This window comes from Streptomyces sp. S.PB5 (genome assembly GCF_030403745.1).
In the GTDB taxonomy this organism is placed as follows: Bacteria; Actinomycetota; Actinomycetes; order Streptomycetales; family Streptomycetaceae; genus Streptomyces.
In genome coordinates, this window is record NZ_JAQMWP010000026.1 from 60,524 (window position 1) to 83,554 (window position 23,031).

General features: G+C 69.3%; 23 protein-coding genes and 1 pseudogene. 3 read left to right on the forward strand and 21 right to left on the reverse strand.

Annotation, left to right across the window (positions count from 1 at the left end):
• Window positions 1-29: 29 nt before the first annotated feature.
• The 4 genes from PH203_RS43235 to PH203_RS43250 form a co-directional block, all read right to left on the reverse strand.
• Window positions 30-1,835, reverse strand: coding sequence for an ABC transporter ATP-binding protein (locus PH203_RS43235; RefSeq protein WP_289927665.1), 1,806 nt, complete (start codon window positions 1,833-1,835; stop codon window positions 30-32).
• 141 nt (window positions 1,836-1,976) lie between these two features.
• Window positions 1,977-2,198: a hypothetical protein gene (locus PH203_RS43240; RefSeq protein ID WP_289927668.1), complete on the reverse strand. Its 222-nt coding sequence runs from the start codon at window positions 2,196-2,198 to the stop codon at window positions 1,977-1,979.
• A 102-nt stretch (window positions 2,199-2,300) separates the two neighbouring features.
• On the reverse strand, window positions 2,301-2,624 hold the full coding sequence (locus PH203_RS43245; protein WP_289927671.1) for a hypothetical protein: 324 nt from the start codon (window positions 2,622-2,624) through the stop codon (window positions 2,301-2,303).
• Between the two features lie 464 nt (window positions 2,625-3,088).
• Window positions 3,089-3,577 carry a hypothetical protein gene (locus PH203_RS43250; RefSeq protein WP_289927674.1) on the reverse strand — a complete coding sequence of 163 codons (489 nt, stop codon included), beginning with the start codon at window positions 3,575-3,577 and terminating at the stop codon, window positions 3,089-3,091.
• Window positions 3,578-3,672: 95 nt separating this feature from the next.
• Between PH203_RS43250 and PH203_RS43255 the strand changes: the two genes are divergently transcribed.
• Window positions 3,673-4,248 (forward strand): hypothetical protein, encoded by a 576-nt coding sequence (locus PH203_RS43255; RefSeq protein WP_289927678.1) that lies wholly within the window; start codon window positions 3,673-3,675, stop codon window positions 4,246-4,248.
• A 76-nt stretch (window positions 4,249-4,324) separates the two neighbouring features.
• Here PH203_RS43255 and PH203_RS43260 read toward each other — a convergent pair whose 3' ends face one another.
• Together PH203_RS43260 and PH203_RS43265 are read right to left on the reverse strand one after the other, a co-directional pair.
• Window positions 4,325-4,699 (reverse strand): hypothetical protein, encoded by a 375-nt coding sequence (locus PH203_RS43260; RefSeq protein ID WP_289927680.1) that lies wholly within the window; start codon window positions 4,697-4,699, stop codon window positions 4,325-4,327.
• 640 nt (window positions 4,700-5,339) lie between these two features.
• The gene (locus tag PH203_RS43265) at window positions 5,340-5,861 is read right to left on the reverse strand and encodes a hypothetical protein (protein ID WP_289927687.1); all 522 of its coding nucleotides are present in this window, start codon (window positions 5,859-5,861) and stop codon (window positions 5,340-5,342) included.
• Between PH203_RS43265 and PH203_RS43270 the strand changes: the two genes are divergently transcribed.
• Window positions 5,833-6,231, forward strand: coding sequence for a LysR family transcriptional regulator (locus PH203_RS43270; protein ID WP_289927690.1), 399 nt, complete (start codon window positions 5,833-5,835; stop codon window positions 6,229-6,231). The two genes, PH203_RS43265 and PH203_RS43270, sit on opposite strands and share 29 nt — an antisense overlap.
• A gap of 190 nt (window positions 6,232-6,421) precedes the next feature.
• Here PH203_RS43270 and PH203_RS43275 read toward each other — a convergent pair whose 3' ends face one another.
• The 15 genes and pseudogenes from PH203_RS43275 to PH203_RS43345 all read right to left on the reverse strand — a co-directional run bounded on the left by PH203_RS43275 (window position 6,422) and on the right by PH203_RS43345 (window position 21,363).
• Window positions 6,422-7,123 (reverse strand): metalloregulator ArsR/SmtB family transcription factor, encoded by a 702-nt coding sequence (locus tag PH203_RS43275; protein ID WP_289927692.1) that lies wholly within the window; start codon window positions 7,121-7,123, stop codon window positions 6,422-6,424.
• Window positions 7,120-8,298: a cysteine desulfurase family protein gene (locus PH203_RS43280; RefSeq protein ID WP_289927694.1), complete on the reverse strand. Its 1,179-nt coding sequence runs from the start codon at window positions 8,296-8,298 to the stop codon at window positions 7,120-7,122. The genes PH203_RS43275 and PH203_RS43280 overlap by 4 nt, the downstream gene beginning before the upstream one ends.
• A gap of 28 nt (window positions 8,299-8,326) precedes the next feature.
• Window positions 8,327-8,566 (reverse strand): mycoredoxin, encoded by a 240-nt coding sequence (locus PH203_RS43285; protein ID WP_289927772.1) that lies wholly within the window; start codon window positions 8,564-8,566, stop codon window positions 8,327-8,329.
• A 147-nt stretch (window positions 8,567-8,713) separates the two neighbouring features.
• Window positions 8,714-9,112: pseudogene (locus tag PH203_RS43290) on the reverse strand (molecular chaperone TorD family protein); the annotation flags it as partial.
• Between the two features lie 113 nt (window positions 9,113-9,225).
• Window positions 9,226-11,799, reverse strand: coding sequence for a molybdopterin-dependent oxidoreductase (locus PH203_RS43295; protein ID WP_289927695.1), 2,574 nt, complete (start codon window positions 11,797-11,799; stop codon window positions 9,226-9,228).
• A gap of 19 nt (window positions 11,800-11,818) precedes the next feature.
• Window positions 11,819-12,721: a hypothetical protein gene (locus tag PH203_RS43300; RefSeq protein WP_289927696.1), complete on the reverse strand. Its 903-nt coding sequence runs from the start codon at window positions 12,719-12,721 to the stop codon at window positions 11,819-11,821.
• 4 nt (window positions 12,722-12,725) lie between these two features.
• Window positions 12,726-13,337, reverse strand: coding sequence for a 4Fe-4S dicluster domain-containing protein (locus tag PH203_RS43305; protein WP_289927698.1), 612 nt, complete (start codon window positions 13,335-13,337; stop codon window positions 12,726-12,728).
• Window positions 13,338-13,442: 105 nt separating this feature from the next.
• A complete protein-coding gene (locus PH203_RS43310) occupies window positions 13,443-15,599 on the reverse strand; it encodes an MMPL family transporter (protein WP_289927699.1) in 2,157 nt (718 codons plus the stop codon).
• Between the two features lie 191 nt (window positions 15,600-15,790).
• Entirely contained in the window at window positions 15,791-16,975 is a 1,185-nt protein-coding gene (locus PH203_RS43315; protein WP_289927703.1) for an FAD/NAD(P)-binding oxidoreductase, read from the reverse strand.
• Between the two features lie 17 nt (window positions 16,976-16,992).
• Entirely contained in the window at window positions 16,993-17,349 is a 357-nt protein-coding gene (locus tag PH203_RS43320) for a DsrE family protein (protein WP_289927708.1), read from the reverse strand.
• 95 nt (window positions 17,350-17,444) lie between these two features.
• Window positions 17,445-18,356 (reverse strand): phosphonate ABC transporter, permease protein PhnE, encoded by a 912-nt coding sequence (gene phnE / locus PH203_RS43325; protein ID WP_289927712.1) that lies wholly within the window; start codon window positions 18,354-18,356, stop codon window positions 17,445-17,447.
• On the reverse strand, window positions 18,353-19,093 hold the full coding sequence (locus PH203_RS43330) for an ATP-binding cassette domain-containing protein (protein ID WP_289927715.1): 741 nt from the start codon (window positions 19,091-19,093) through the stop codon (window positions 18,353-18,355). The genes phnE and PH203_RS43330 overlap by 4 nt, the downstream gene beginning before the upstream one ends.
• A gap of 54 nt (window positions 19,094-19,147) precedes the next feature.
• On the reverse strand, window positions 19,148-20,062 hold the full coding sequence (gene phnD, locus PH203_RS43335) for a phosphate/phosphite/phosphonate ABC transporter substrate-binding protein (RefSeq protein ID WP_289927716.1): 915 nt from the start codon (window positions 20,060-20,062) through the stop codon (window positions 19,148-19,150).
• 193 nt (window positions 20,063-20,255) lie between these two features.
• Window positions 20,256-20,924 (reverse strand): metalloregulator ArsR/SmtB family transcription factor, encoded by a 669-nt coding sequence (locus PH203_RS43340; protein WP_289927717.1) that lies wholly within the window; start codon window positions 20,922-20,924, stop codon window positions 20,256-20,258.
• Window positions 20,925-21,075: 151 nt separating this feature from the next.
• Entirely contained in the window at window positions 21,076-21,363 is a 288-nt protein-coding gene (locus tag PH203_RS43345) for a sulfurtransferase TusA family protein (RefSeq protein WP_289927718.1), read from the reverse strand.
• A gap of 417 nt (window positions 21,364-21,780) precedes the next feature.
• Here PH203_RS43345 and PH203_RS43350 point away from each other — a divergent pair, with 417 nt between their 5' ends.
• Entirely contained in the window at window positions 21,781-22,965 is a 1,185-nt protein-coding gene (locus PH203_RS43350) for a PLP-dependent aspartate aminotransferase family protein (RefSeq protein ID WP_289927720.1), read from the forward strand.
• Window positions 22,966-23,031 lie beyond the last annotated feature (66 nt).

Below are 23,031 nucleotides of genomic sequence, written 5' to 3' on the forward strand. Positions count from 1 at the left end.
TAGGAGGTCCTCGGCGTCGCAGGCCCGCCTCACCCGCCGGGGCGTCCCGCCGAGGTCAGCAGCTGCGTCGCCGCGAGCCGCGCGTACAACTCGTCCTCGGCCACCAGCTCCTCGTGGGTGCCGACCGCCCGGACCGTGCCCGCGTCCATGACGACGATGCGGTCGGCGTCCGTGACCGTCGACAGGCGGTGGGCCACCACCAGCACGGTGGTCTCGCGTGCGGCCTCGGCGATGACGCCCCGCAGTGCCAGCTCGTTGACGGCGTCGAGCTGCGAGGTCGCCTCGTCCAGGAGCAGCAGCCGGGGCCTGCGCAGCAGCGCGCGGGCGATCGCGACGCGCTGACGCTCGCCGCCGGACAGTTTCGTGCCGCGGTGCCCGACCGGGGTGTCCAGGCCGTGCGGGAGACGCTCGACGAGGGCGTCGAGCCTGGTCCGGGCCAGGACCTCGCGTATTTCGTCGTCGCTCGCGCCGGGCGCGGCGAAGACCAGGTTCTCCCGCAGCGTGCCGGCCAGCACCGGCGCGTCCTGCTCGACGTACCCGATGACGGACCGCAGCTCGGACAGCGGCCACTTGGTCACGTCCTTGCCGTCGACCAGGACACGGCCGCCGGTCGCTTCGTAGAACCGCTCGACGAGCGCGAAGACCGTCGACTTGCCCGCGCCCGAGGGGCCGACGAACGCCGTCATCCCGCCGCCCGGAACCTCGAAGTCCACCCGCTGGTGGATGTCCGGCAACCCGGGCCCGTAGCGGAAGGACACCTCCTCGAAGCGAACCGACGCCGGACGTGGCTGCACCGTCTTCGTCGCCGCGGGCCGCGCCGACCGGTGCCGGTCCTGCTGCTCCGTCGCCAGGCCGTCCACCTGCGTGATCCGGGCGATCGCGGCCGCGCCCTCCTGGTAGTGGGACGCCGCCTCGACCAGCTTGTACACCGGCTCCATCAGGAAGAAGAGGTACAGCAGGAACGCGATGAGCGTGGACACGGGCATGTCCCCCGACGCCACCCGCGCCCCGCCGACGGCGAGTACCGCGAGGAACGCCAGCTCGACGGCGAGGTTGTCCGCCGAACCCAGCACGGCCTCCCACTTCGCGCTGCGCACGCCGTGGCGCCACGCCCTGCGTGCCGCCGCCTCGACGCGAGCGGTCTCCCGTCCCTCGGCGCCGGACGCCTTCACCGTACGGAACGCGCCGAAGACCCGCTCCAGGCCCGTGGACATCTCCCCGACAGCCGCCTGCGCACGCTCGGCCGCCTGCCCGATCTTCGGCAGCACCAGCGCGGCAGCCACACCGACGACCGCGACCACGCCGAGCGTGACGGCGAGCAGGACGGCATCGAGGAACGCCATCACCACGATCGCCGCGGCCAGCGTCACCGCTCCCGTCGCCGCGGAGACCACCGCCTGGGTGCTGACCGCCCGCAGCAGCGTGGTGTCGGAGGTCACCCGGGACATCAGATCGCCCGGCTGCATCCGTTCCGCCTCCGCGAGGCGCAGTCGCAGCAACCGTCCGATGAGGCTGCGGCGGGCGGCGAGCACCACCGACTCCGCCGTCCGTTCCAGCACATAGGCGCCGAACGCCTCGGCCACCATGCTCAGCAGGACCAGGACGGTCATGGCCAGCAGGATGGTGCCGATCGTGCCACCGGACGAGAGCCGGTCGACCAGCGTCTTCGTGGCCAGCGGCTGCAGCAGCCCGCCGGCGGCCCCTACCAGCGCCAACAGCAGACCGAGCGCGACGGCCCACCGGTGCGGACGGACGTACCCGTACAGCGCCTTGAGCGTCTCGCGGGCGCGCAGGGACTCGGCACCCGTCGCCTCTGGGGCGGATGCGGTGTTCACAGGATTCCTTTCCTACGTGGTCGGCCGCGCACCGCGTCGACGGTGCCACAGCCCTCGTGGCGAGCGTGTGCGCAACGGCATCACGGAGATCAGGGCGTACGCCGGCCAGACGCCTGCCCCGGGAGATTTGGGATCGCCGGCTCAGTGGACCAGGGAGGCCACCCGCGTGGCGAAGACGTGCACCCCTGCCTCGTAGAACTCAGGACGGACGACGAACAGGACACCGGCGCCCGCCGCCAGCGTCAGGCCGAGAAGTTCCAGCAACCCGCCTCTGCGAGGGGTGACGTGAGGGCCTGGCACGTCGATGTCGGCCGACGCCCCGACGGTGGTCTCCGGCTCCTTGTCACGAACGTGCTGTGTCATGCCTCCAGGCTGGACGCCCGGCCGTGCTGCGCACATCCGGCGACTGTCGGGTCCGCCCCCGCCGAGTGGCTGGAGAAGACCGGCCTGGGGTAGTACGACCCATCAACCCTGCACGGCGGCGACCGGTGAGTCCGGCTCATCGGTCCCCGGGGAGCCAGGGCGGCTGGCAGCCGGCGGGGGCGGCCCGGTCAGGAACCGGGCGATGACCACCGAAGCGCCGCCGTGGAGCAGCACACTGCCGAGCACCGTCAGGGTCATGGCGTACAGAGCGGTGTCGGCGTACCGCCCGTCCGGCAGAGCGTTGAACGCGAGCAGGCCGAACACGATGGAGGGGGTGCCGCGTGGTCCGAGCGCGCCGACCATGAGCCGTTCTCGCCAGGTGAACGTCGAGCCGAGGAAGGCGAGCATGATCGGCAGGGCGCGCACGGCAGCTCGGTGGCGTCGACGAACAGCAGGACGGCCAGGATGACCTCGGCCACATGCTGAGCGACCCCGGAGTTCAGGGTGACGGCGATATGGCTGTGGGTGAACACCCCCCGTGACCACGCCCGCGAGCACCAGCATCAGAGGAGCCCGCACATGCCGTCGCTCCAGCCGGCCGGCGACCAGCGACCACCCGGCCACCACCGCGGTGATCACAATCAGAACAAAGATCATTTGAATCCGCTTCAGAAATCGGACCGATGCCGAGGAGTTGGGCGACCTCGGCGACCTTTCTTCCGGACGCAACGAGATCGAGCACCTTGCGGCGGAACTCGGGCGGATAGCTGCGGGGCATCACGGCCTCCGAAGGCTGCTGGATCGTCAACTGTCCAGCAACCCGACTCCATCAGAACCTGGGCATACCACTTGTCTGTGGCTCCTGGCCAGGGGGCGCTGTCGTTCATGGCTCAGCGGGTATCGACCAGGACCGGCCGGATCAGCTTGACGGGTTCGTTCTCCAGCTCCTCCCGGAATCCGTCAGTGCCACCGATGACGTACGGCCCCATGAGCCGCGTGTAGGCAGCGCTGGCCAGGTGCCACCGGCCGCCGACCAGCGCCAGGCGGTAGTACGGATCCTGGGGGTCGACATCGACGAGGGATGGATCGACGCCGCACAAGACGTCCACGTCGAATCGTTCTGCGATGTGCTCCGCGAGGCGCAGATCAGGGTATGGCCCGAGGTCACACTCGTACACATGCACCACAAGACCGAGTGGCCATGCCGGATCATCGGTGGGCTCCAGACTTGCCCATAGGCTTCCTGTGTTGTCCGGAACATCGGCTCCGGGGGGTTGTACCACCAACTGCAGGCCAGGCGGGATCAATTCCATGAATATGGCAGTCACTTCGGCAACGGTGAACGCCCGTGACACGGTAATGCTGAACATGATCGTCATCCAATCATGCCTGATGGGGCACCAGGGCGTGCATCGAAAGTGGATCAGTAGGGTGGGGTCGTGATGGGTATCGCGCCGTTGTTGGGGAGGTCGCCATGTTGTTCGGGTCGCGGACCGGATTCGGTTTGGAGTTCCACGTCGAACAGGACCCGTCTCTGCTGTGCGTTGATATCTTCGTCGGCGGGCTCCATGTGAACGCAAGGGACAACGCTTTTTATCCGCCGTTGCTGGTTAAGAAGTTCAAGGACGAGATCGGTCGCTTCCACGTACCGACTGCGCCGCCGGAGGGGTTCACCTCGCCGTCGGAGTCCTTTCGCATCGCCGAGAGCTGGATGTACGACGATGTCGGTACCGGGACTTCACTTGGGACTGAGGAGGCACTCGCGCGGTGTGAATTCCTGGAGTGGGGAGAGTGCACCGACGAGGTGACGGCTATCGCGTTCCCCGAGGGGGACCGGGTGCATCTTGCCTGTCGGGTACGAGAGGGAGGCGGTCCCGCCTGGGGCACCGAGCCGACGGTGGTGTCGGTGAACCGGACGGTGCTCGTCGAGACGCTGGAGCGTGGCCTCGTCATCGCCGAACGCGAGTGGTCTGCCCGGCTCGCCGCCGGCCGCGAGGCGCGCACTGACACATGCGTCGGCAGGGACGTACCTAGCGTGCGTTCTTCGTAGATGTGCATCGAATGGGTGGTCAGTCACTTGTAAATGGACGCTACCAATGGCTGTGACAACCCGCAGTGAGAGACCCTCAGGCGTGATAAGTGAACCCGCCTAGGTAGTGCAGAGCGGTGCCGTGCGGGTTGGTGACCACGTTGGGAGCGACGACGCAGATCGCGGCGTCAGCCAGTTCGGTCGACTCCACTTGTGGCAGCCACTGGTCGGCGTACGACGCCCCTCGAAGGAGTATCTCGGGGACAACCGGCGTGAGGTGACCGTCGTCCTGGGCATGGATGGCTTCGACGCACATCGGTTCGAGCTCGACGATTCCGGTGACTCCCATAAAGACGGATGGTTGTGCGTCCCCGTTCTCCGACCACCCCGCATCGACGTAGTTCCGGATGTCTTCGAACGAGGAGAACCGGCGGCGCGACAGGAAAACATGCGCCACGTTGGCTTCAGTCACCCGACGATTGTCGCCCAACACTGAAACCGCCCGCGACCGCCACGAGACACCGTTCTCACATCGGACTCCCATCAACGGGTCACTGTGCTCACTTCTGATACGCGCCCTACGGGCGCGAGTCAAACACACTGCGGACCTCAGTACCGCCGACCTTTGTGGACTACCGTCAGCGCTGTCCTCAACGATCCGGCGGCGAGCAGCCTGGAAGACCGGGAGGCGATCTTGCCGGGCCTCCTTGGCGCCACCTCCGACGGCGCGACCGGCGCGGCGGGCCGGGGGCCTCACCTGGGAAGCTTGGCGGTGCATTCGGGGTGGGCGGCGCCGACGCCGGCTCCTTCGCGCGGTCCGCGAGCACGTCGACACGCGCGCCCATGGCGGCGTCGATGGTGATCGTGGCGCAACAATGGCCCCGGCGCAGGGCGAATTCGTCGATGCCCAGCACGCGCGGGACTGCCGCCGCTGGCACGGAACGTGCATCAGGCACTTCAGGGCGGTTGCAGATCACCACTGGCCTCGACACGATCGACCCGTTCTGCGGCCAGCTGCGGTAGCAGGACATCCAGCCGTATCGCACACACAGAGCCCTTTTCATCCTCAGCCTGAGCTGGGTCAGGTTCATGGCAAGAGCTAAAGGAAAAGCTCATTCGGAGGCTGCGGATTGCCAGCGTGTGACGTCCACTCGGGCGTCGCGTGTGAGGGGGTGGTCCTCCCCGTAGACGGACGCCAGGATGTCGGCTATCTCAAGGTTGAGGGCGAAGGCCAACGCCCGGTTGCCAAGGCGTCCTTCTTGGTGGGCGATAATCTGGCGGGCCCAGAGCACGCCGTCGTGGTCCGGGCTCAGAATGTCCGCCACCTGGTCGACGATTGCCTGGGCGATGGACTTGGCCTGCTGGTGGTCTCCTCCGCCGTCCAAGCGGCCGCCGACCCACCAGACGAGGTTGCAAAAAAGGGCGAAAAAGGAATCATTTGTCAGATTTCCCTCGTCGAACGCCCTGCTGGCCAAGTCCTGAAGCCAGCGCGTGACCGCTGTGTCGAACTGCGGGTCTGCGTCTTCCTGAACTGCTGAGGAGATATTGAGTAGATAGTCGCGCACGCCGTGGTCGGGGAGCGCCTCCTCGGTCAGTTGCTGCCAGATGGCGACCGCAGCGCGGATCTCCCCCATCCGGCACCCCCGCCGCAGGAGACCACGCACAACGGCCGCCGCAGCCACAAGGCTGGCCCACCTTCCGGCCCTGCTGCGGCCAGCGGCCGGAACCTACGGCGGACGCCGCCGGCTACGCCGCTTCCTGGAAGCCGTCAAGTACCCCAATCTCACCGCCTTCGCCCGCGCCGAAAGGCTTGCCCCGTCCACGGTCACGCAGCAGATCAGCCGACTGGAACGAGACCTCGACGGGCGGCTTCTGGACCGCGGCGGGCACGGACACGCCATGCGTCTGACCGCCCTCGGCAAGAAGGTCGTGGCCGCCGCACAGCCGTACGCCGACCAGTTGGGCGACCTTCACGGTCCGCGGCACAGGCCCAGGGCCGCGTGACCCATGACGTACGCATCTCGGATCTCCCCGTTTGAACGGGTCAGGTCGCGGTCGGCTCGGGCGGGCGCACCGCGCGTCGCGGCCGCCGGTTGACGGCTCTTCAAGGGTGTGCGGGCGGCGGGGAGTGCGCAATCGCCCTGAATGGAGCCAAATGGCGCCGTCCTAGCCACAGTACGGCGTTCTGGGTGTCTCAGCCGTCATACCCTCCCGTGGGGCGGGTGGCTGCTCCGTTGAGTCCAGGCTCGATCGGCAGCCGGGCGACGCGCCACTCCAGGATGCCGTCGGTCAGCCGCAGCGCGCGGTGGCCGCGCGCGGTCAGCAGGCGCACCGCGTCGTGGGCCAGGACGCAGTTGGCGCTGCGGCCGTAGGCGACGACCTCCGCGTCGTCGGGCAACTCATCCAGGCGGCATGCCAGTTCGTCCAGCGGCACGGAGCAGGCCCCGGGGATGTGGCCGGCGGTGTACTCCTGTGTGGGGCGTACGTCGATCACACGGACGTTTGTACTGGTCATCCGGTCGAGCAGCTGCCGGCGGGTGAGCGGAACGGTGTCCGTGGGGCCCAGGTAGGCGGCTCGGGCGTGCTCGGCGTCCGCGAGGTGCGCGCGTGCTACCTGTTGCAGCAGCCCGAACAGGGTGGCGATGTCGTCGCCCGCGAGTCCGTAGTGGATGCGTGCGCCCTCGCGCCGGGTGGTGACGACGCCGGCCTGTTTGAGGATCTGCAGGTGGGCGGAGACGCTGGTGAGGCGGATGTCGGCCGCGTGGGCGAGGGCCTCGACGCTGCGCTCGCCCTGGGCGAGCAGTTCCAGCAGTTCCAGGCGCTTGCCGTTCGACAGGGCCTTGCCCACGTGGGCGAAGGCGTCGTAGAGGGCTTCTCGTTCGGCTGGGCCCGTCATGGCCTTCCTTCAAGGGGCGCCTCCGAGACCGCCTTGGTGATCGCACCGGCCGCGCGGTCCAGGTCGGTGGCGGTGGACCAGCGGCCGAGGCTGAGGCGGAACGCGCCCAGTGCGCGGGGTGCGCTGATGCCCATGGCGAGCAGGACGTCGGAGGGGCGGTGGCTGCCTGAGTGGCAGGCGGAGGCGGTGGAGGCCGCGAGGTCGGTGGCCGCCGCCAGGGCCTCTGCGGCGATCACGCCGTCCACGCTGATGTTCAGGGTGTTGGGCAGCCGGTGGTCGGGGTGTCCGTTGAGCGTGATGCGGCCGGGGAGGGCCTGGCTCAACTGGTCGTGGAGAGTGTCGCGCAGCGCGGCCAGGCGCGGGGGCTCCCTCGGCAGCAGTTCGGCAGCCTTGACGGCCGCCGCGCCCAGGCCGACGAGTGCGGGGACGTTCTCGGTGCCGGCACGCTGGCGCCGTTCCTGTCCGCCGCCGCAGACGACCGGCTCGAAGTGGAACCGCTCCGGCATGTAGAGCGCGGCCACGCCCTTGGGGGCGTAGAACTTGTGGCCGGTCACGGTGAGCAGATCCACGCCCAGGGCCCGGACGTCGACGGGGATCTTGCCGATCGTCTGCGAGGCGTCGGTGTGGAACAGAGCGCCTGCCTCGTGGGCGATGGCGGCGAGTTCGGCGATCGGCTGGAGGGTGCCGGTCTCGCCGTTGGCGTGGTGGACGGAGACCAGAGCGGTGCGGTCGGTGACGGCCGCGCGGAGGGCTTCGGGGTCGACCAGGCCGTGCTCGTCCACGGGCAGGTAGGTGACCCAGATGCCGTGCAGCCGCTTGAGCGCCTCGCAGGTCTCCAGGACCGAGGGGTGCTCGGTGATCTGGGTGACCAGGTGGTCGCGGCCCTCGCGCAGCGCGGGCAGCAGGGCGCCGCGCAGCGCGAGGGTGTTCGCCTCGGAACCGCTGCCGGCGAAGACGATCTCCTCGGGCACCGCTCCGATCAAGTGGGCGACCTGGGCGCGGGCGCCCGCCACGCCGGCCGCGGCGGGGCGCCCGTAGGCGTGGCCGCTGGAGGGGTTGCCGAAGTGGGTCGTCAGGTAGGGCAGCATCGCCTCCAGCACGTCGGGGTCGACGGGGGTGGTGGCGTTGTAGTCGAGATAGGCGGGCCCGCCCCGCAGGTGCTCGACGATGGACATGTGGCGGCTCCGGTGTGGTGGGTGCCGGTCAGGCGGTCTTGGCGAGGTGCTCCTTGACTTGAAGGACGCCGGGATTGGTCATGGCGGTGCCGTCCGTGAAAACGACCGTGGGGACGACCTGGTTGCCGTTGTTGACCTTCTCGACGAGCGCGGCAGCCTCCGGATCCTGCTCGATGTTGATCTCGGTGTAGGGGATGTTCTCCCGGTCGAGCTGTTTTTTCAGGCGGTCGCAGTAGCCGCACCAGGTGGTGGAGTAGACGGTGACCATGATGTTCTCCTTCGCGGGGAGGGTGAGGAGGTCGGCCGGCCAGTCGGCTGCTTCCTGCAGCACGCGCCGGACCAGGTGGGCGATGGTGGTGTACGGGGCCCACTCGGCGCTGCCTTCGAGCTGCTTGAGGTAGCTGTCGGCCCAGGGCCAGATGTGGACGTGCAGCAGTTGGTGCGCGGCGCGCCACGCCTGCTCGGTGGTCAGGTCGCTGTCGGCGGTTCCGACGGCGACGCTGTAGAGGTGGGCCAGCAACGCGAGTTCGACCGCGAGGTGGTCGTCGTCGAGCACCGCGTCCTGCGGGCGGAGCACCGGCCGGAGCTGGTGGTGCTCCATGAAGGCGTCGATGTCGCGGGCGGAGCGTCCGCCGAGTTTGACCTCGCCCTGGTGGGCGGAGGCGTAGGGCGGGCAGATGGGCTGCGGGCCGATGAACAGGCGGCAGAACTCGGCGGCGAGTTCTTCCAGCGCCTCGCCCTCCGGCCGTTCGGCGAGTCCGGGGTCGGCGAGCGGCCGGTGGTCGTCGCGGGTGTGGGCGTCCGCGTTGAGCATCTGCCGGTACAGCAGCAGGTCGATCTCACTGCTGAGCAGGCGCACGGCGAGCCGCAGCAGGCCGGTGTACGCCTTGACGTGCTCGGCGGCAACAGGGAGCGGGTTCACGGGCCTCACACCTTCCGGATCTGCACGACGGTGTCGTGGTACGCCTGGCCGCCCGCGACGGGGTCGGGGTAGATGGGCAGCAGGTCGTTCTGGGGGACGCTGATCGCACCCTGCCACCACAGGCGGTCCAGATCGGCGTCCGTGATCTTCCCGTAGCCGGGATTGTGGGCGGTGTCGGTGCCGTTGGTGGCGTACGCGCCGCCGACGCTGCGGCCGGCGTTGTGGGCGATGGCCAGCACCATGGGGTGGACGCCCTCGGTCAGGCGGACCCGGGTGCGCAGGGTGCCGAGCTGGGAGCCATCGCCGCCGGGTACCGCCTTGTCGTCGGGGCGGAAGCTGGTGACCTCGATCCAGTCGCCGTCGCCGATGCCGAGCTTGGTGGCGGTGGCACGGTTGAGGAGTGCGGGGTTGGTGTGGGAGATCTCCTGGAGCCACTTCGACTGCATGGTGCGGTGCGCGTTGTGCACGTTGATCTTGTAGCTGGTCATGATCAGGTGGTCGTCGGGGAAGTCCCGCTGATGGCTGGGTATCGGCTCGTACACCGGCAGCGGTTCGACGTCCTTGCCGACGTTCTTGCCCTTGCCGACGACGAAGGCGCTGTGGATCTCGACCTTGCGGGACGGGGTGAGGAAGCCGCGCCGCGCGATGCCAGCGATGCGGATGCCGATCGCGACGGGCTCGCCGGTCTTCTCGTCGGTGCCCTTGTAGAGGATCCCGGACTTGGGGTCCTCGCGGGAGCCGTCGAGTTCGTCGGGTGTGAGCCGGGTGAGGTGGGGCTCGTAGAGGGGCTTCTTGGCCGGGTCGATCCAGATGCCGTTGGCCTTCATGTGGGCGAAGCCGCCGGGGAGAGGCTTGAAGTACTCCTCCAGGTATTCCTCAGTGGTCCTCCAGGGGAAGTAGGTCTCCATGCCGCCGCCGATCCGGCGGGCGAGTTCGGGGAAGATCTCGCGGATGTCCTTGGACTCGCCCCGGGGCGGCACGACGGGCTGGCGCAGCCCCACGTAGTCGATCAGCCCCTGCGGCGGGCGCGAGTCGATGTCCCACCGTTCCAGGTAGGTGGCCCAGGGCAGGATGATGTCGGCCAGGTGGGCGGTCTCGGAGTACATCACGTCGATGCACACGTGGAAGGGGATCAGGTCCTCGTCCTTGAGGACGCCGCGCACCAGCTGGGCCTCGGGCCAGGACCAGGCGGTGTCGGCGTTGTAGGTCATCAGCGCCGAGATCTTCTGCCGGCCTTCCTTGATCCACAGGTAGATGATCTCGGCGACCTTCATCTTCTTGTCCGGGAAGGCGTTAGCCAGCGGCCAGTTCTTGGCCTCGGCGATGATGCTCTTGGCCGTCGGCTTCTCCGGTACCGGCTCGGGCTCGGGCAGGAGGTCCTTGTCCCAGGCGGACTGGGGGTGCCAGCACCAGCCGCCCGTCTTGCCCATGTTGCCGACCAGGGCGTTGAGCATGGTGATGGCCCGGTCGTTGTAGTAGCCGTTGCGGTGGCCCTGTGAGCCGCGGTTGCAGATGGTGGTGCACTTGGGGGCCGCGGCGGCGAACTCGCGGGCGATGCGGATGATGTCCTCGGCGGGCACGCCGCTCTCCCGCTCGGCCCATTCGGGTGTGTACTGCGCGACGTGCTCGGCGATCTTCTCGGCGGGATAGTTCGACCAGGTGTCGAGCCACTTCTTGTCCCATAGCTCTTCGCGGCAGATCACGTTCGCCATGGCCAGGGCGATCAGGCCGTCGGTGCCGGGCTTGACGCAGAACCACTCGTCGGAGAGGGCCGCGGTGTTGGACAGGCGGGTCTCGAAGGTGACGAGTTTGGCGCCCTTTTGGCGGGCGCGCATCATGCGGGTGGCGACGGGGATGTGGCCCTGGTGGGCTTCGGCCCAGTTGCAGCCGAAGTTCAGCACGTACTGGGTGTTCTCGTAGTCGCCCAGGTCCCAGTCGGACTCACCGATGGTGGTGAGGATGGCGGCACGGCGGTTCAGCGAGCACAGCGCCCGGTGGTTGAACTGCGAGGGCGTGCCATAGGCGTTGAGGAACCGGGAGATGATGTCGGTGGAGCGGTTGCGGCCCTGCTGGAAGGCGAACTCCCCGGGCGTGCCCCGCTCACGGATCTCCTTCAGGCGGCCCGCCATCTCCTCGTACGCCGTCTCCCAGCTGATGCGCTTCCACCGCCCGGAGCCGCGCTCGCCCACCCGCTTGAGCGGATACAGCAGGCGGAACGGGTCGTAGAGCACCGAGGGGCCGGCGACCCCCTTGCCGCACACCGCGCCCTGGCCGTTGGGGTCCTCGGGGTTGCCGGTGATCTTCAGCAGCCGGTTGTCGGCGACGTGGCCGATGATGCCGCACGCGGTGGTGCACATCTGGCACATCGACGGGATCGCCTTGGCCTGGGTGCTGCCCTTGGGCACCGGCGCCGTGGGCGTGCGGTCGCGGACGATCTCGATCGTGCCGAGCCCGGCGAGGGCCGCGCCGGCGGCGGCGCCGATCCTCAAAAGGTCCCGGCGGCCCAGCTCCCATGCCTCGGGCACGGCCGGGGCGGGCTTGGGTATTTCCTCGTCTGGTGCCCTGGTATTGGTGGTCATGCGTGAATTCCCCCGGGTGTCAGGCGGTGAAGATGAGGTAGCGGACGATGGCGGTGCCGGCGAGCACCGTGCCGGCTGCGGACAGGCGGGCCCAGCGCCGACTCGCTCCGAGGGCCAGGAGGAGGGCTGGCGCCACCAGGCCGACGCCGACCCCGACGACGTAGAAGAGGGGTGCCCACTCGCCGGTCAGTACCGCGTCGAGCGCCTGCTTGGCGGGCCCGTTGGGTACCGACACGGCCGTGAAGGCCAGGGTGGCGGCGTATGTCATCAGCAGCACCAGCGTGACCTGGCGGTGCGCCACCACGTGGCGTCCCGGCGCCTCCTTGTCGCCGAGTTGCACGAACTGGACGGCGGCGAGGCCCATCAGCAGCGAGGTGACCAGGTAGATGAGGGCGGAGCCGCTGGTGGAGGCGAGCGGGGAGACCCAGGTGCGGGCGAGGACGGCGACCGGGTAGACGGCCAGGGCGACGCTGGAGACGCCCAGCAGCCACACCACGGTGCTATCCAGGTACTTGGCGGTGCCGCGGGCCGGGAGCGGGGCCGCGGCGTCCTTCGACGCTGTGCGCCTGCGCCACAGCAGGTACAGCGCAACCGCGAGAAGGAAGCTCTTGACGGCGATGATTTTCGCGCCGAGGGAGATGGGCGAGTCCCAGTTGCCGAACCGGGTGAGCATCAGGAAGAACCGCTCGGGCCGTCCGAGGTCGATGGTCAGCAGCAGTCCCGCGCCACTCAGCAGGGCCAGGCAGAGCCAGGTGGCGCGCCAGTCCAGGGCCAGGGAGGCGGTGGGGAAGCGGCTGCGGTGCCACCAGGTGGCCAGGGTGAGGCCGCTGGGGATGCCGATCAGGGTGAAGTAGGCGGTCAGCAGGGCGCCCCAGGGGGCGGCGTGCGGTATCGGCGCGACCTGGGCGAGGGTCGTGAGCATTGAATCACTGCCCCTTCAGGTCGGTGCTCTTGTCGACCTGGACGCCGTTGACCGCGATGAGCGAGAGTGCCCGCTTGGGGTCGATGTAGAAGACCTTGGGGCTGGTGCTCGCCTCCGGTTTCCACACGCCGGTGTCGTTCTCGCGGAGCTTCGTGGCGATGGTGCTGTCGGGGTCGTCGAGGTCGCCGAAGATGCGGCAGCCGGTGGGGCACGCTTCCACGCAGGCGGGCTGGCCGCCTTGGGAGGTGCGGTGCTCGCAGAAGGTGCACTTGCTCGCGGTCTGGGTCTGCGGGTCCTCGTAGATCGCGTCGTAGGGGCAGGCGGCCATGCAGAACCGGTTGAGGTTGCAGTCGCCCTCCTCGATGACGACCTCGCCGTTGGGAAGGCGGGTGATGGCGTCGGTGGGGCAGGCGTTCAGACAGGGTGCGTCCTCGCACTGGTTGCACAGGACGGGGATGAAGTGGCGGGTGGCTGTGGGGTATTCGCCGTCCTCGACGTACTTGACCGTGTCGCGGAAGACCCCGAGCGGCACGTCGAACTCGTTCTTGCAGGCCACCGAGCAGGCGTGGCATCCGATGCAGGTGTTGAGGTCGATCAGCATTCCGAAGCGGGGCACGATGCTCCTCACGAGGGGCGTACTGCGCACGGTCACGTCAAGGGGCGTGGGTGGTGCGGGAGTTGCCGCCCGCACCACCCGGGAGCTGCTTTTGGTGCGGTCGGTTCAGTGCCGGAAGGTGAAGGCGGGCAGTGCCTTGTCCAGCCAGCGCGGCATCCACCAGTTGGTCTTGCCGAAGAGGGCGAGCGACGCCGGCACGATCAGCATGCGCACGATCGTCGCGTCGAGGATCACCGCGATGGCCAGGGTGATGCCGAGTTCGGTGGGCGGGATCGGGCCGGTGACGCCGAAGGCGACGAACACGATGACCATGATGACAGCGGCGTTGGTGATGGGCCGTCCGGTGGCCGCGATGCCGTCGCGGACGGCGGTGCGGGTGTCGCCGGTCAGCTCGTACTTCTCGCGGATCGAGGCGAGCAGGAACAGCTGGTAGTCCATCGACAGCCCGAAGAGGATCGCGAAGAAGAACACCGGCGCCCAGGCGTTGATGAAGCCCTGGGAGTCGATGCCGATCAGCGAGGCGCCCACCCCGTGCTGGAAGATGATCGACGCGATGCCGAACGCCGCGCCGACGGTGAGCAGGTTCATCACCACGCTCACCAGCGCGATGACCACACTGCGGAAGACGATCAGCATCATCAGCAGCGACATCAGCAGCACCAGCGCGATGATGCCGGGCGCGGAGGCGGCGAGCGCCTCGGTCATGTCGTGGTTCTGGGCGGCGGGGCCGCCCACCAGGGCCTGCGGGGCGTCCTTGTCGAGGTCGTCGCGCAGGTCGGCGACGAGGTCGGAGGTGCGGTCGTCGTCGATGGCCGTGGTCGGCGTGATCCGCACGACGGTACGGCCCGAGTCTGCTGCCTCGGCTGCGACTTGGGCGTCCTTGACGCCCTTGTGGTTCTTGGCGGTGGTCACGACCTGCTCGGCGTCTGCTTGCGGGGTGGTGACGTAGGTGGCGGCGCCCGCGCCGGGCCCGAAGGCGTCGGTGAGGGTCTCGTAGCCGTCGCGGCTGGAGTATCCGGCGTCCACCACGCGCGCCCCCGGCATGCCCAGATCGACGCCGACGACCGGGGCGGTGAGCCCGCCGAGCAGCAGCAGACCGGCGATCAGTCCGACCGTGGGACGGCGCACGACGCCGTCGGACCAGCGGGACCAGCGGGCCTCGCTGCGGCCGGTGCCCTTCGCGCGGCCGCGCAGCACCCGCTCGCCGAGGGCGGCCAGGACCGCGGGCAGCAGGGTCAGGGCGGCGGCCACGACTACGACGACGGCGAGGATCATGCCGAGCGCCATGGAGCGGAAGACCATTACCGGCAGCAGGAACAGCGCACCGAGCGCCATGGCCAGGGCCAGGCCGGACAGGACGATCGCCTTGCCGGAGGTCGCCAGCGTCGTCGCGAGCGCGCTCTCGGCGTCGTGGCCCTTGGCGCGCTCGGCGCGGTATCGGGTGACGATGAACAGGCTGTAGTCGATGCCGAGCGCCATCCCGATCATCATCGAGAAGTTCATCGACCACACCGACAGTGGGGTGGCCATGGTGAGCAGGTGCAGCGCGCCGTAGGCGCCCGCGATGCCGACCATCGCCAGCATCATCGGCATCCCGGCGGCGACGATGCTGCCGAACACCACCACCAGCAGCACCATCATGGGCAGGCCGGAGAGCAGTTCGGCCTTGAGCATGGCCTTTTCGTTGGATTCGTTGAAGTCCGCCCACACCGGCCACTCGCCGGTCACGTCCGCGCTCGCGCCGTCGGGCAGCTTCGCCTCGTCGACGGCGTCGCTCACCTTCCCGGCGGCCTCGGGCAGTTCGGCCTCGTCGCCCGCCTGAAGGTGGACGGGGACCAGCGCCGTCCGGCCGTCCTCGCTGACCAGGCCCGCCTGCGGCGGCTGCTCGCGCGGGTCCGTGACCTCCTTGACCGACGCCGAACCGTCCACTTGCCCGATCACGGCGGCGACCGCGGCATCCCGCTCACCCTGGCTGGGCACGTGGACGACGACGATGGCGGCTTCGGCACCCAGCGCGGCGAAGTCTCGGCGCAGCTCGGCGCGGACCTTCTCGCTCTCCGAGCCCTGGGCGTTCCAGCCGGAACCGGACAGGGCGCCGTTCAGGGTGACGGCGAGCGGAGCGGCAGCCAGGACGATCACCAGCCAGGCCAGCATCACCAGCCTGCGGCGGCCCACCAGGACGGCGGCGGTGCGATCGGCCAGCGTGCGCCGCCGTTCCGGCGGATCTTGCGTGCGTACGGGGTCGGACGTGCCGACAGACATGAGGAAGACCTCCGATGGGCGGTGATGTGTCCCGCAGCCGGGCGGGACAGCCCCCGGACGGACGGTGCTTGCACGCGGCCGAGGTACGGCCAGAGGGGACGGAACGGTCCGGGGTGCGGTGGGGGTGTAGGTGGTGCCCGGCCGTCCTGGGCAGGGCGGCCGGGAGTGCTGTCACTGGGGCAGGGGCTGAGTCACCCGTCGTGTGTGGAGGTGCTCCACTCGGCCAGCCACTGCTGCTCCTCGCTCTCCTTGGCGCGGTGCAGGTCCTCGGACGGCTCCGACAGTTCGATCTTGGGGCCGTCGGGGTGATAGAAGTTGCCCGCGCCCTTGGCGGCCAGGTGCCCGCCGATCTCCAGGTAGCAGTGCCCCTCGCCGCTGAAGTGGGGCTCGGGCGCCTGGTCGTAGCCCAGGTGGCGGGCCACGCCGGCGGCGACCGCCTCGGCCTGGCCCTTGGCGAAGACCGCGGCCTTGGGCAGCGGCTTGCCGTTGGCCAGGGTGATCGAGGCGACGTCCCCGAGTGCCCAGACGCCCTCCACCATCGTGGCCAGAGTGTTGGCGTCGACCGGGACGAAGCCTGTCGGCGACAGTTCGGCCGCCTTGACCGGGGCCGGCGCCTGGTGCGGCGGGATGAAGACCAGCAGGTCGAAGGAGACCCGCTCGCCGCCTTCGAAGACCACTTCCCGGGCCTCGGCGTCCACCCCCTCGACCTGGCGGCCCGGGTGGAAGCCGATCTTCTGGGACTCCAGCATCTGCACCACTCCCTGCCCCACGACGGGGCCCGCGACCGGCATCGGCTGCGGTTCGGGGGTGTAGACGTCGACCGACACGTTGTCGCGCACGCCGGTCTCGGTCAGCAGGTCGGAGGCGAGCATCGCGCCCTCGTACGGCGCCGCCGGGCACTTGAAGGGGATACGGGAGACGAGGAAGACGACCTTCCCGGACGCCACCGCCTTCAGCTTGGCGTGCGCGTCGACGGCGGCCTCGGGCGTGTAGTAGTGCGCCGCGACCCCGGCCGCCAGCGCCTCCTCCAGGCCCGGCACCGCGCCGGTGTTCAGCTCGGCGCCCAGAGCCAGCACGAGCGCGTCGTAGGCGAACTCCCCCTGGGAGGTGCGGACCTGACGCGCACCGAGGTCGAGCTGCTCGACGTCGGCCAGGACATGCTCGGCGCGGCCGAGCGCGTCCTTGGTCGGCACGAGCTGCACCTGGTCCAGGGTGCGCCAGCCGCGCAGCAGCCACAGCAGGGACAGCCCCTGCACCTGGGACTCGCTGCGGTCGATCAGGGTGATCTTGTCGTCGGGGGATACGTGCTTCTGCAGCTCCCGCACCGTGCTCAGGCCGCCGAAGCCGGCGCCCAGCACGAGGATGTTGCGTCGCATGGTGGGGTGCTCCTGCCTCAGACGTTGATGACCTTGTCGGCCCACTCGGTCCAGTCGGTCAGTTCCTTCATCGAGGAGCGGTGGGCGCCCTTGGTGAGGTTGTCGTCGCTCATGCCCCGGGCGTCCATGCAGGTGCCGCAGCAGCCGATCTCCCCGCCCTGGCGGGCGAAGTTCGTCGCCATCTTCCCGGCGTTGTAGTAGCCGTCCGGCGTCTTCTGGCCCTCCACCACGGAGACCACCGAGTCGCCGAACAGGAAGATCTTCACCTCGGTGTCCTCGCGGCGGGCCACCTCGGTCGCCCAGCGCAGCCCGTTGTAGACGCGCTCGGTGCCGTACGGCGGGTCGTGCAGCACGAAGAGGAACTTCGTCGTCATTTCATTTTCTCCTGTTCTAGAGAACTCTTGAAGAGTAGAGAAGCCGGGATGGCCTGTCCAGGCGGCGGAGCGAAGATTTCCGGTACCGGCCGGTGCTAGCGGGTGGCGGCGCCCATGCTGCGGCGCAGGAAGCGGGAGACCTGGTCGACGGCGAGTACGAGCAGGAACAGGGCGATCATCAGGGTCGCGAGCTCCTGGTAGCGGAACAGGCGCATGGAGATGCCGAGGGCCTGGCCGATGCCGCCGGCGCCGACGAAGCCGATGATGGCGGAGCTGCGGATGTTGCACTCCCACTGGTAGAGCACCAGGGAGGCGATGTTGTTGCGGGCCTGCGGGACGATCGACAGCATGCCGGTGGTGAGTTTTGACGCCCCGGTCATGCGCATGGCCTCGACCGGTGCGGGGTCGACGGCCTCCAGCTGCTCGGAGACGAGCTTGGCGAGCAGTCCGGCGGCGTGCAGGGAGATCGCGTACACGCCGGCCGCCGGGCCGAGCCCGACCACCGCCACGAACACCAGCGCCCAAAGCAGTTCGGGCACCGACCGGAAGATGGTGGCGATCAGCCGGGCGCCGGCGGCCAGCCAGCGCGGTGCGCCGACGTTGCCCGCCATCAGTACGGCGAGGACCAGGCCCCCCGCGGTGCCGAAGAACAGGGCGGCGATGGAGATCTGCAGCGTTTCCAGGACCGCCTTGCCGACGGACTGAAGCAGCTCCTGGTCGAGCTCGGGCGGGAAGAGTCCGGAGGCGATCTCCCGTGCGCCGTCCCAGCCGGCGATGATGTTGGCGATGCTGACGCCGGTGCCGTTCAGCGACCAGACCACCGCGGCCAGCGCGATCACCAGGACGATCCACGTGGTCCTGGACCGCTTGGGGCCGCTCATCTGCACGGCCGTGTCCGGCGGCCGCTTGTCCCCGCCGTTGCCCTGCACGGGGATCTTCGGGCCGCAGTTGCCGCCCGGAGTGGTGGCGGTGGGGGTCTGGGGGTTGGAGCTGGTGTCGGTGCTCATGCGGACACCGCCGTTCCCTGGTAGATCTCCTCGGCGTCGCGCTCGGTGAGTTCGCCGCCGTCGTAGCAGACGCGTCCGTCGCGCAGGGCGACGATGCGCGGGAACTGCCGGGCGATGCTCAGGTCGTGGGTGGAGACGACCACGGTGACGCCGTCGGCTTCTCGCAGGGTGTCGACGGCTGCCTGTGAGGTGACCGGGTCGAGGCCGGAGGTGGGCTCGTCCGCCAGCAGCAGCTGCGGCTCGGGCAGTACGGCGCGGACCAGGGCGACCCGCTGGCGCTGGCCGCCGGACAGGTGCTCCACCCGGGACCGCAGAAAGGGGCGGATGCCCTGGGTGTCCGCGAGGGCGTGCACCCGGCCCTCGTAGCGGGTGGGGATGCTGCCGCGCAGCACGGCGGCCCATTCCCGCATGCCCCAGGAGGGGGCGGTGCCGAGCAGGGCGTTGGTCTGGGCGCGCAGGCCCAGGACTAAGTCGTTGCCCTGGCGGACCACCCCGGTCTTGCGGCGGACGGCACGCAGCTCGGACGGTACGGCGGGATTGAGCCCGCCCACGCGGAGCATGCCGGTCTGCGGGTGTACGGCACCGAGGATGCAGCGCAGCAGGGTGGTCTTGCCCGAGCCGGACGGGCCGAGCAGGACGACGTGCTCGCCCTGGTCGATGGTCAGTGAGATGTCGTCGAGTGCGGGCACGTCGCGGTCGGCGAACGACGCGGACACACCCTTCAGTTCGATGTGCATGGCGTGAATCCCCCAGTGGTGTGGGAAGAGTTCAGGCGCGGCGGGGTGTGCCCGTCACTGCCCGGAGGTGAGCAGTCCGAGCTGTTCGGCCTGCTTCTTCAGCGGCGCGTACTCCGCCTCGGTGACCTGCTGGTATCCGGTGGTCTGCATCAGATCGAGCAGCTCCCGGTCCTTCATCGACTTGAACGCCCCGGTGATCGACGCCGCCGCCTTGTCCCCGAGTTCGGCGCGCATCACCCACGGGTAGCCCATGACCTTCTTCGATTCCAGGACCTTCAGCTCGCCCTCGGGGACGGCGCCGTCGCGCTCCAGCCGGTGCAGGATGCGCACCTCCAGGCCGCCGGCGTCGGCGGACCCGTTGGCCACGGCCTGGGCGGTGGCGTCGTGACCGCCGGTGAAGGACACCTTCGACAGCGGCGGGCACTGGTCGATCGACTTGGGTGAACAGGTGGCCCCCGCCTCGTTCAGCATGATCCTGGGGTACAGGCTGCCGGAGGTGGAGCTGACGTCGCCGAAGGCGAACTTGCCCTTCGCGTCCAGGACGTCCTTGACGCTCTTGTACGGGGAGTCGCTGCGCACGACGATGCCGGACAGGTACTCCTTGGTGCCGGTCTCCTTGTCGGTCTCGGTGACCAGCGGTGTCACGTCGACCTGCTCCTCGGCCTGCGCGTAGGTCAGGCCGCCCACGTAGGCGACGTCGACTTTCTTGGCCGCGAGCGCGGCCACGACGCCCGCGTAGTCGGTGGCGACGAACAGTTCGACGTCCGCGTCCAGTTCCTTGGCCAGGTAGTCGCGGAGCGGTTCGTACTTGGCTCCCTGCGTGTCCGGTGCCACGTTGGGGATGATCCCCACCCGCAGTTTCTCCGGGACACCCTTGCTGTTGATGTTGCTCTGCGCGTCCGCGCTGCCGCAGGCGGTGGCCGCCATGGCGACGCAGGCGAGAGCCAGGACCAGTCGGTTCTTCTTCACGTACGCCCCTACAGTTCACGAGCATGACAAGTGCACGTCAAATCGCGGGGTCGCGTCGGCGACCTCGTGGTGACGCGTGGACTGCGGCCGGGGTTGGGAGTGTGGGCGCGTCGAAGGACGCGCCGGGGCGGTGCGCCCGGCCATGAGAAAGGTGACGCTGTCATCCGGTACCGCGGTTGCCGCGGCCGGTCGGCTAGGTGCTGACAGTGCTCACAGGAAGTCCCCCCTGACGCCATTCCGGCATTCCGTCTTCGAGCACCATCGCCCGAAGTCCCCGTTGTCTGAGAATCTGTGCCGCCTTCGGAGCGAAGACGCAGTGCGGTCCACGACAGTACGCGACGATGTCGATGTCCGACGGCAGATCGGACAGGTGCTCGGTGAGCTCGTCGAACGGCACGGACCTGGCGCCCGGGATGTGCCCGGCGGCGTACTCCTCGGCTGGCCGTACATCGATGATGAAGACATCGCCGCTCAACGAGCGGGCGACCAGCTCTTGCTTGGTGACCCGTTCCAGGGTCTCCTCGCCGTGCAGGTACTCCTTGATGAGCTGTCCCACCTCGGCCAGACGCGCGTCCGCCAGGGACCACAGCTCGCGCACGAAGCCGGCCACCCGCTCATCGGCGAGCGAGTAGATGACCTTCGTGCCGTCCTTGCGCGTTTCCACCATGCGGGCATGGCGCAGCACCTGCAGATGGCTGGAGGTGTTGCCCACCGTCATGTTCGTGACGGTGGCCAGCGACTCCACGGACCGCGGTCCCTGCCCCAGAATGTCGAGCAGTTCGATCCGCTTGGGATTGCTGGTGGCCTTGCCGATGCGAGCGAGCTGGCCGAACAGGCCCTCCCGCACCTCCCGCTCCGACATGGCACCTCCGGTCGCTGTTTGGTTTTCAAAAGATATCTAGAGTATGAGCTCACAAGCAAGGACTTTCGGCCAGCCCGTGTGGCGTGATCATCGCATTTGCCGTCCGCGCCCCTGTGAACTGGACGTATGCGGCTGAGGGCAGGGCGAAGTCTCAGTCCTGCGGGTGCCAGGGGCGTGCGGGATCGGTGGGCTGGGCGGCTTCTTCGAGCCGGAGGGTATAGACGGGAACCCCGTCGGCACGCTGATGCTCCTCAAGCTCGCCGAGGAAAGTGTGGCCCGTCATGTGGCACCAGGCGTCCAGGTCGAGCGAGGCCGCCGGATCGTCCGTGACCACGTGAAAGACGGTGCCGGGCAGTGCGTCGGCCATCTGCTGACGCAACTTGAGGAGCACCTGCACGCAGCGCAGCCCCGCCCCCTCCACCGTCCGGACCCCGCTCACACCTTGCCCCTCATCCTCTACAGATCCTTTGAACTCTGGCGCTCTGATCCCGGTGGTGCCGGTGGACCCTGCGCGGCGGGGCGGCCCGGGCGCGATCCGGCTCCAGGGGACATGGGCCGCGGTACTCGCCCCCGCCTAGGCTATTCCATAGATTTGCGGAGGAGTTCATGGCGAAGAACACCGCGACCAGCCCGGGGCACAGCTGTATGCCTGCCGCAGCGGCGCCCGTTCTCCTTCGCCGGTTGACCGCCAGCGGTCTCGGCCCCGCTCGTGTCCGGCGGGCGGGGCGGCTGTCGCTGGTCTCTGGAGTACGACCGACCGACATCGAGACGGCGGCAGACGCACCACTCGGGGGTGGCTGCCGCGCGGTAAGGGGCGGCGCACCCGCCCGTTGAGGACCGAAGAACCAGGAGAGGCATGACCGACACCACCGCGCAGTCCCTGTCCACCCGCAGCGTGCACGCCGGCGAACACCGTGACCCTCAAGGGGCCATCCACACCCCGCTGTACACGCACTCCACCTTCGCGTTTGAGTCCACCGCCGACCTCCTCGACGTCGTCGAGGGCCGCACGCCGGGCAACCTCTACACCCGCTACGGCCTCAACCCCACCATCCGCTCCGTGGAGGCCAAGCTCGCCGACCTCGAAGGGGGTGAGCAGGCTCTCGCCTTCTCCTCCGGCATGGCCGCCGAGGCCGCCACCTTCCTCGCCCACACCCGCACCGGCGAGCACATCGTGTGCCTCGGCGACGTCTACGGCGGCACCTTCGAACTCCTCGGTGCCAACCTGCCTCAGCTCGGCATCACCACCACCTTCCTGCGCGGCGACGAAGTCGAACGGCTGCCCGAGGTGCTCACCGACCGCACCCGGATCGTGTTCTTCGAAACCCCCTCCAACCCCACCCTGGAGGTCTTCGACATCTGGGCGATCGCCGAACAGGCGCGTACGGTTGGGGCGTTGACGGTGGTGGACAACACCTTCGCCACCCCCGTCAACCAGAACCCCCTCAGCCACGGGGCGGACCTGGTCGTCCACTCCGCGACGAAATACCTCGGCGGGCACTCCGACCTGACCGCCGGCGCGCTGATCGGCCCGGGTGAGCTGCTGGCCCCGGTGGGGATGTGGCGCAAGAACCTCGGCCAGACGATCGCCCCCGAGACCGCGTCGCTGCTGGCCCGCTCCATCCGCAGCCTGCCGGTCCGGGTGCGGGCCCAGAACGAGGCCGCCGCGGCCGTCGCCGCGTTCCTGGCCGCCCACCCCCGCGTGCTGCGGGTCAACTACCCCGGACTGGCCACCGGAGAGCAGAAGCGGATCGTGGACGCGCAGATGCGCGCGGGCGGCGGGATGCTCAGCGCCGTCCTGGACGCGACCGCGGACCAGACCGCCGCGGTCGTCGACCGGCTGCGGCTGTTCGCCATCGCGCCCAGCCTCGGCGGCGTGGAGAGCCTGGTCACCCAGCCCATCACCACCACCCACCACGGCGTCGACCCCGGCGAGCGCGCCAGGCGCGGCATCGCGGACGGCATGATCCGCCTGTCCGTCGGCCTGGAGGACGCCGACGACCTCATCCAGGACCTCGCCCACGCCCTCGACACCCCATAACCGACCCGCCGCCGGCTCAGGCCCGAACCCCCGCACCGCCACCCCCCCGGCGACAGAGCCCCTTGT

What these genes read in the sequence shown, in the direction of transcription:
- PH203_RS43240 (WP_289927668.1), bottom strand. Translation starts at nt 2,198, where the DNA reads ATGACACAGCACGTTCGTGACAAGGAGCCGGAGACCACCGTCGGGGCG.
- PH203_RS43250 (WP_289927674.1), bottom strand. Translation starts at nt 3,577, where the DNA reads ATGACGATCATGTTCAGCATTACCGTGTCACGGGCGTTCACCGTTGCC.
- PH203_RS43255 (WP_289927678.1), top strand. Translation starts at nt 3,673, where the DNA reads ATGTTGTTCGGGTCGCGGACCGGATTCGGTTTGGAGTTCCACGTCGAA.
- PH203_RS43270 (WP_289927690.1), top strand. Translation starts at nt 5,833, where the DNA reads ATGGCGACCGCAGCGCGGATCTCCCCCATCCGGCACCCCCGCCGCAGG.
- PH203_RS43265 (WP_289927687.1), bottom strand. Translation starts at nt 5,861, where the DNA reads ATGGGGGAGATCCGCGCTGCGGTCGCCATCTGGCAGCAACTGACCGAG.
- PH203_RS43275 (WP_289927692.1), bottom strand. Translation starts at nt 7,123, where the DNA reads ATGACGGGCCCAGCCGAACGAGAAGCCCTCTACGACGCCTTCGCCCAC.
- PH203_RS43280 (WP_289927694.1), bottom strand. Translation starts at nt 8,298, where the DNA reads ATGTCCATCGTCGAGCACCTGCGGGGCGGGCCCGCCTATCTCGACTAC.
- PH203_RS43285 (WP_289927772.1), bottom strand. Translation starts at nt 8,566, where the DNA reads ATGGTCACCGTCTACTCCACCACCTGGTGCGGCTACTGCGACCGCCTG.
- PH203_RS43295 (WP_289927695.1), bottom strand. Translation starts at nt 11,799, where the DNA reads ATGACCACCAATACCAGGGCACCAGACGAGGAAATACCCAAGCCCGCC.
- PH203_RS43300 (WP_289927696.1), bottom strand. Translation starts at nt 12,721, where the DNA reads ATGCTCACGACCCTCGCCCAGGTCGCGCCGATACCGCACGCCGCCCCC.
- PH203_RS43310 (WP_289927699.1), bottom strand. Translation starts at nt 15,599, where the DNA reads ATGTCTGTCGGCACGTCCGACCCCGTACGCACGCAAGATCCGCCGGAA.
- PH203_RS43315 (WP_289927703.1), bottom strand. Translation starts at nt 16,975, where the DNA reads ATGCGACGCAACATCCTCGTGCTGGGCGCCGGCTTCGGCGGCCTGAGC.
- PH203_RS43320 (WP_289927708.1), bottom strand. Translation starts at nt 17,349, where the DNA reads ATGACGACGAAGTTCCTCTTCGTGCTGCACGACCCGCCGTACGGCACC.
- phnE (WP_289927712.1), bottom strand. Translation starts at nt 18,356, where the DNA reads ATGAGCACCGACACCAGCTCCAACCCCCAGACCCCCACCGCCACCACT.
- PH203_RS43330 (WP_289927715.1), bottom strand. Translation starts at nt 19,093, where the DNA reads ATGCACATCGAACTGAAGGGTGTGTCCGCGTCGTTCGCCGACCGCGAC.
- PH203_RS43340 (WP_289927717.1), bottom strand. Translation starts at nt 20,924, where the DNA reads ATGTCGGAGCGGGAGGTGCGGGAGGGCCTGTTCGGCCAGCTCGCTCGC.
- PH203_RS43350 (WP_289927720.1), top strand. Translation starts at nt 21,781, where the DNA reads ATGACCGACACCACCGCGCAGTCCCTGTCCACCCGCAGCGTGCACGCC.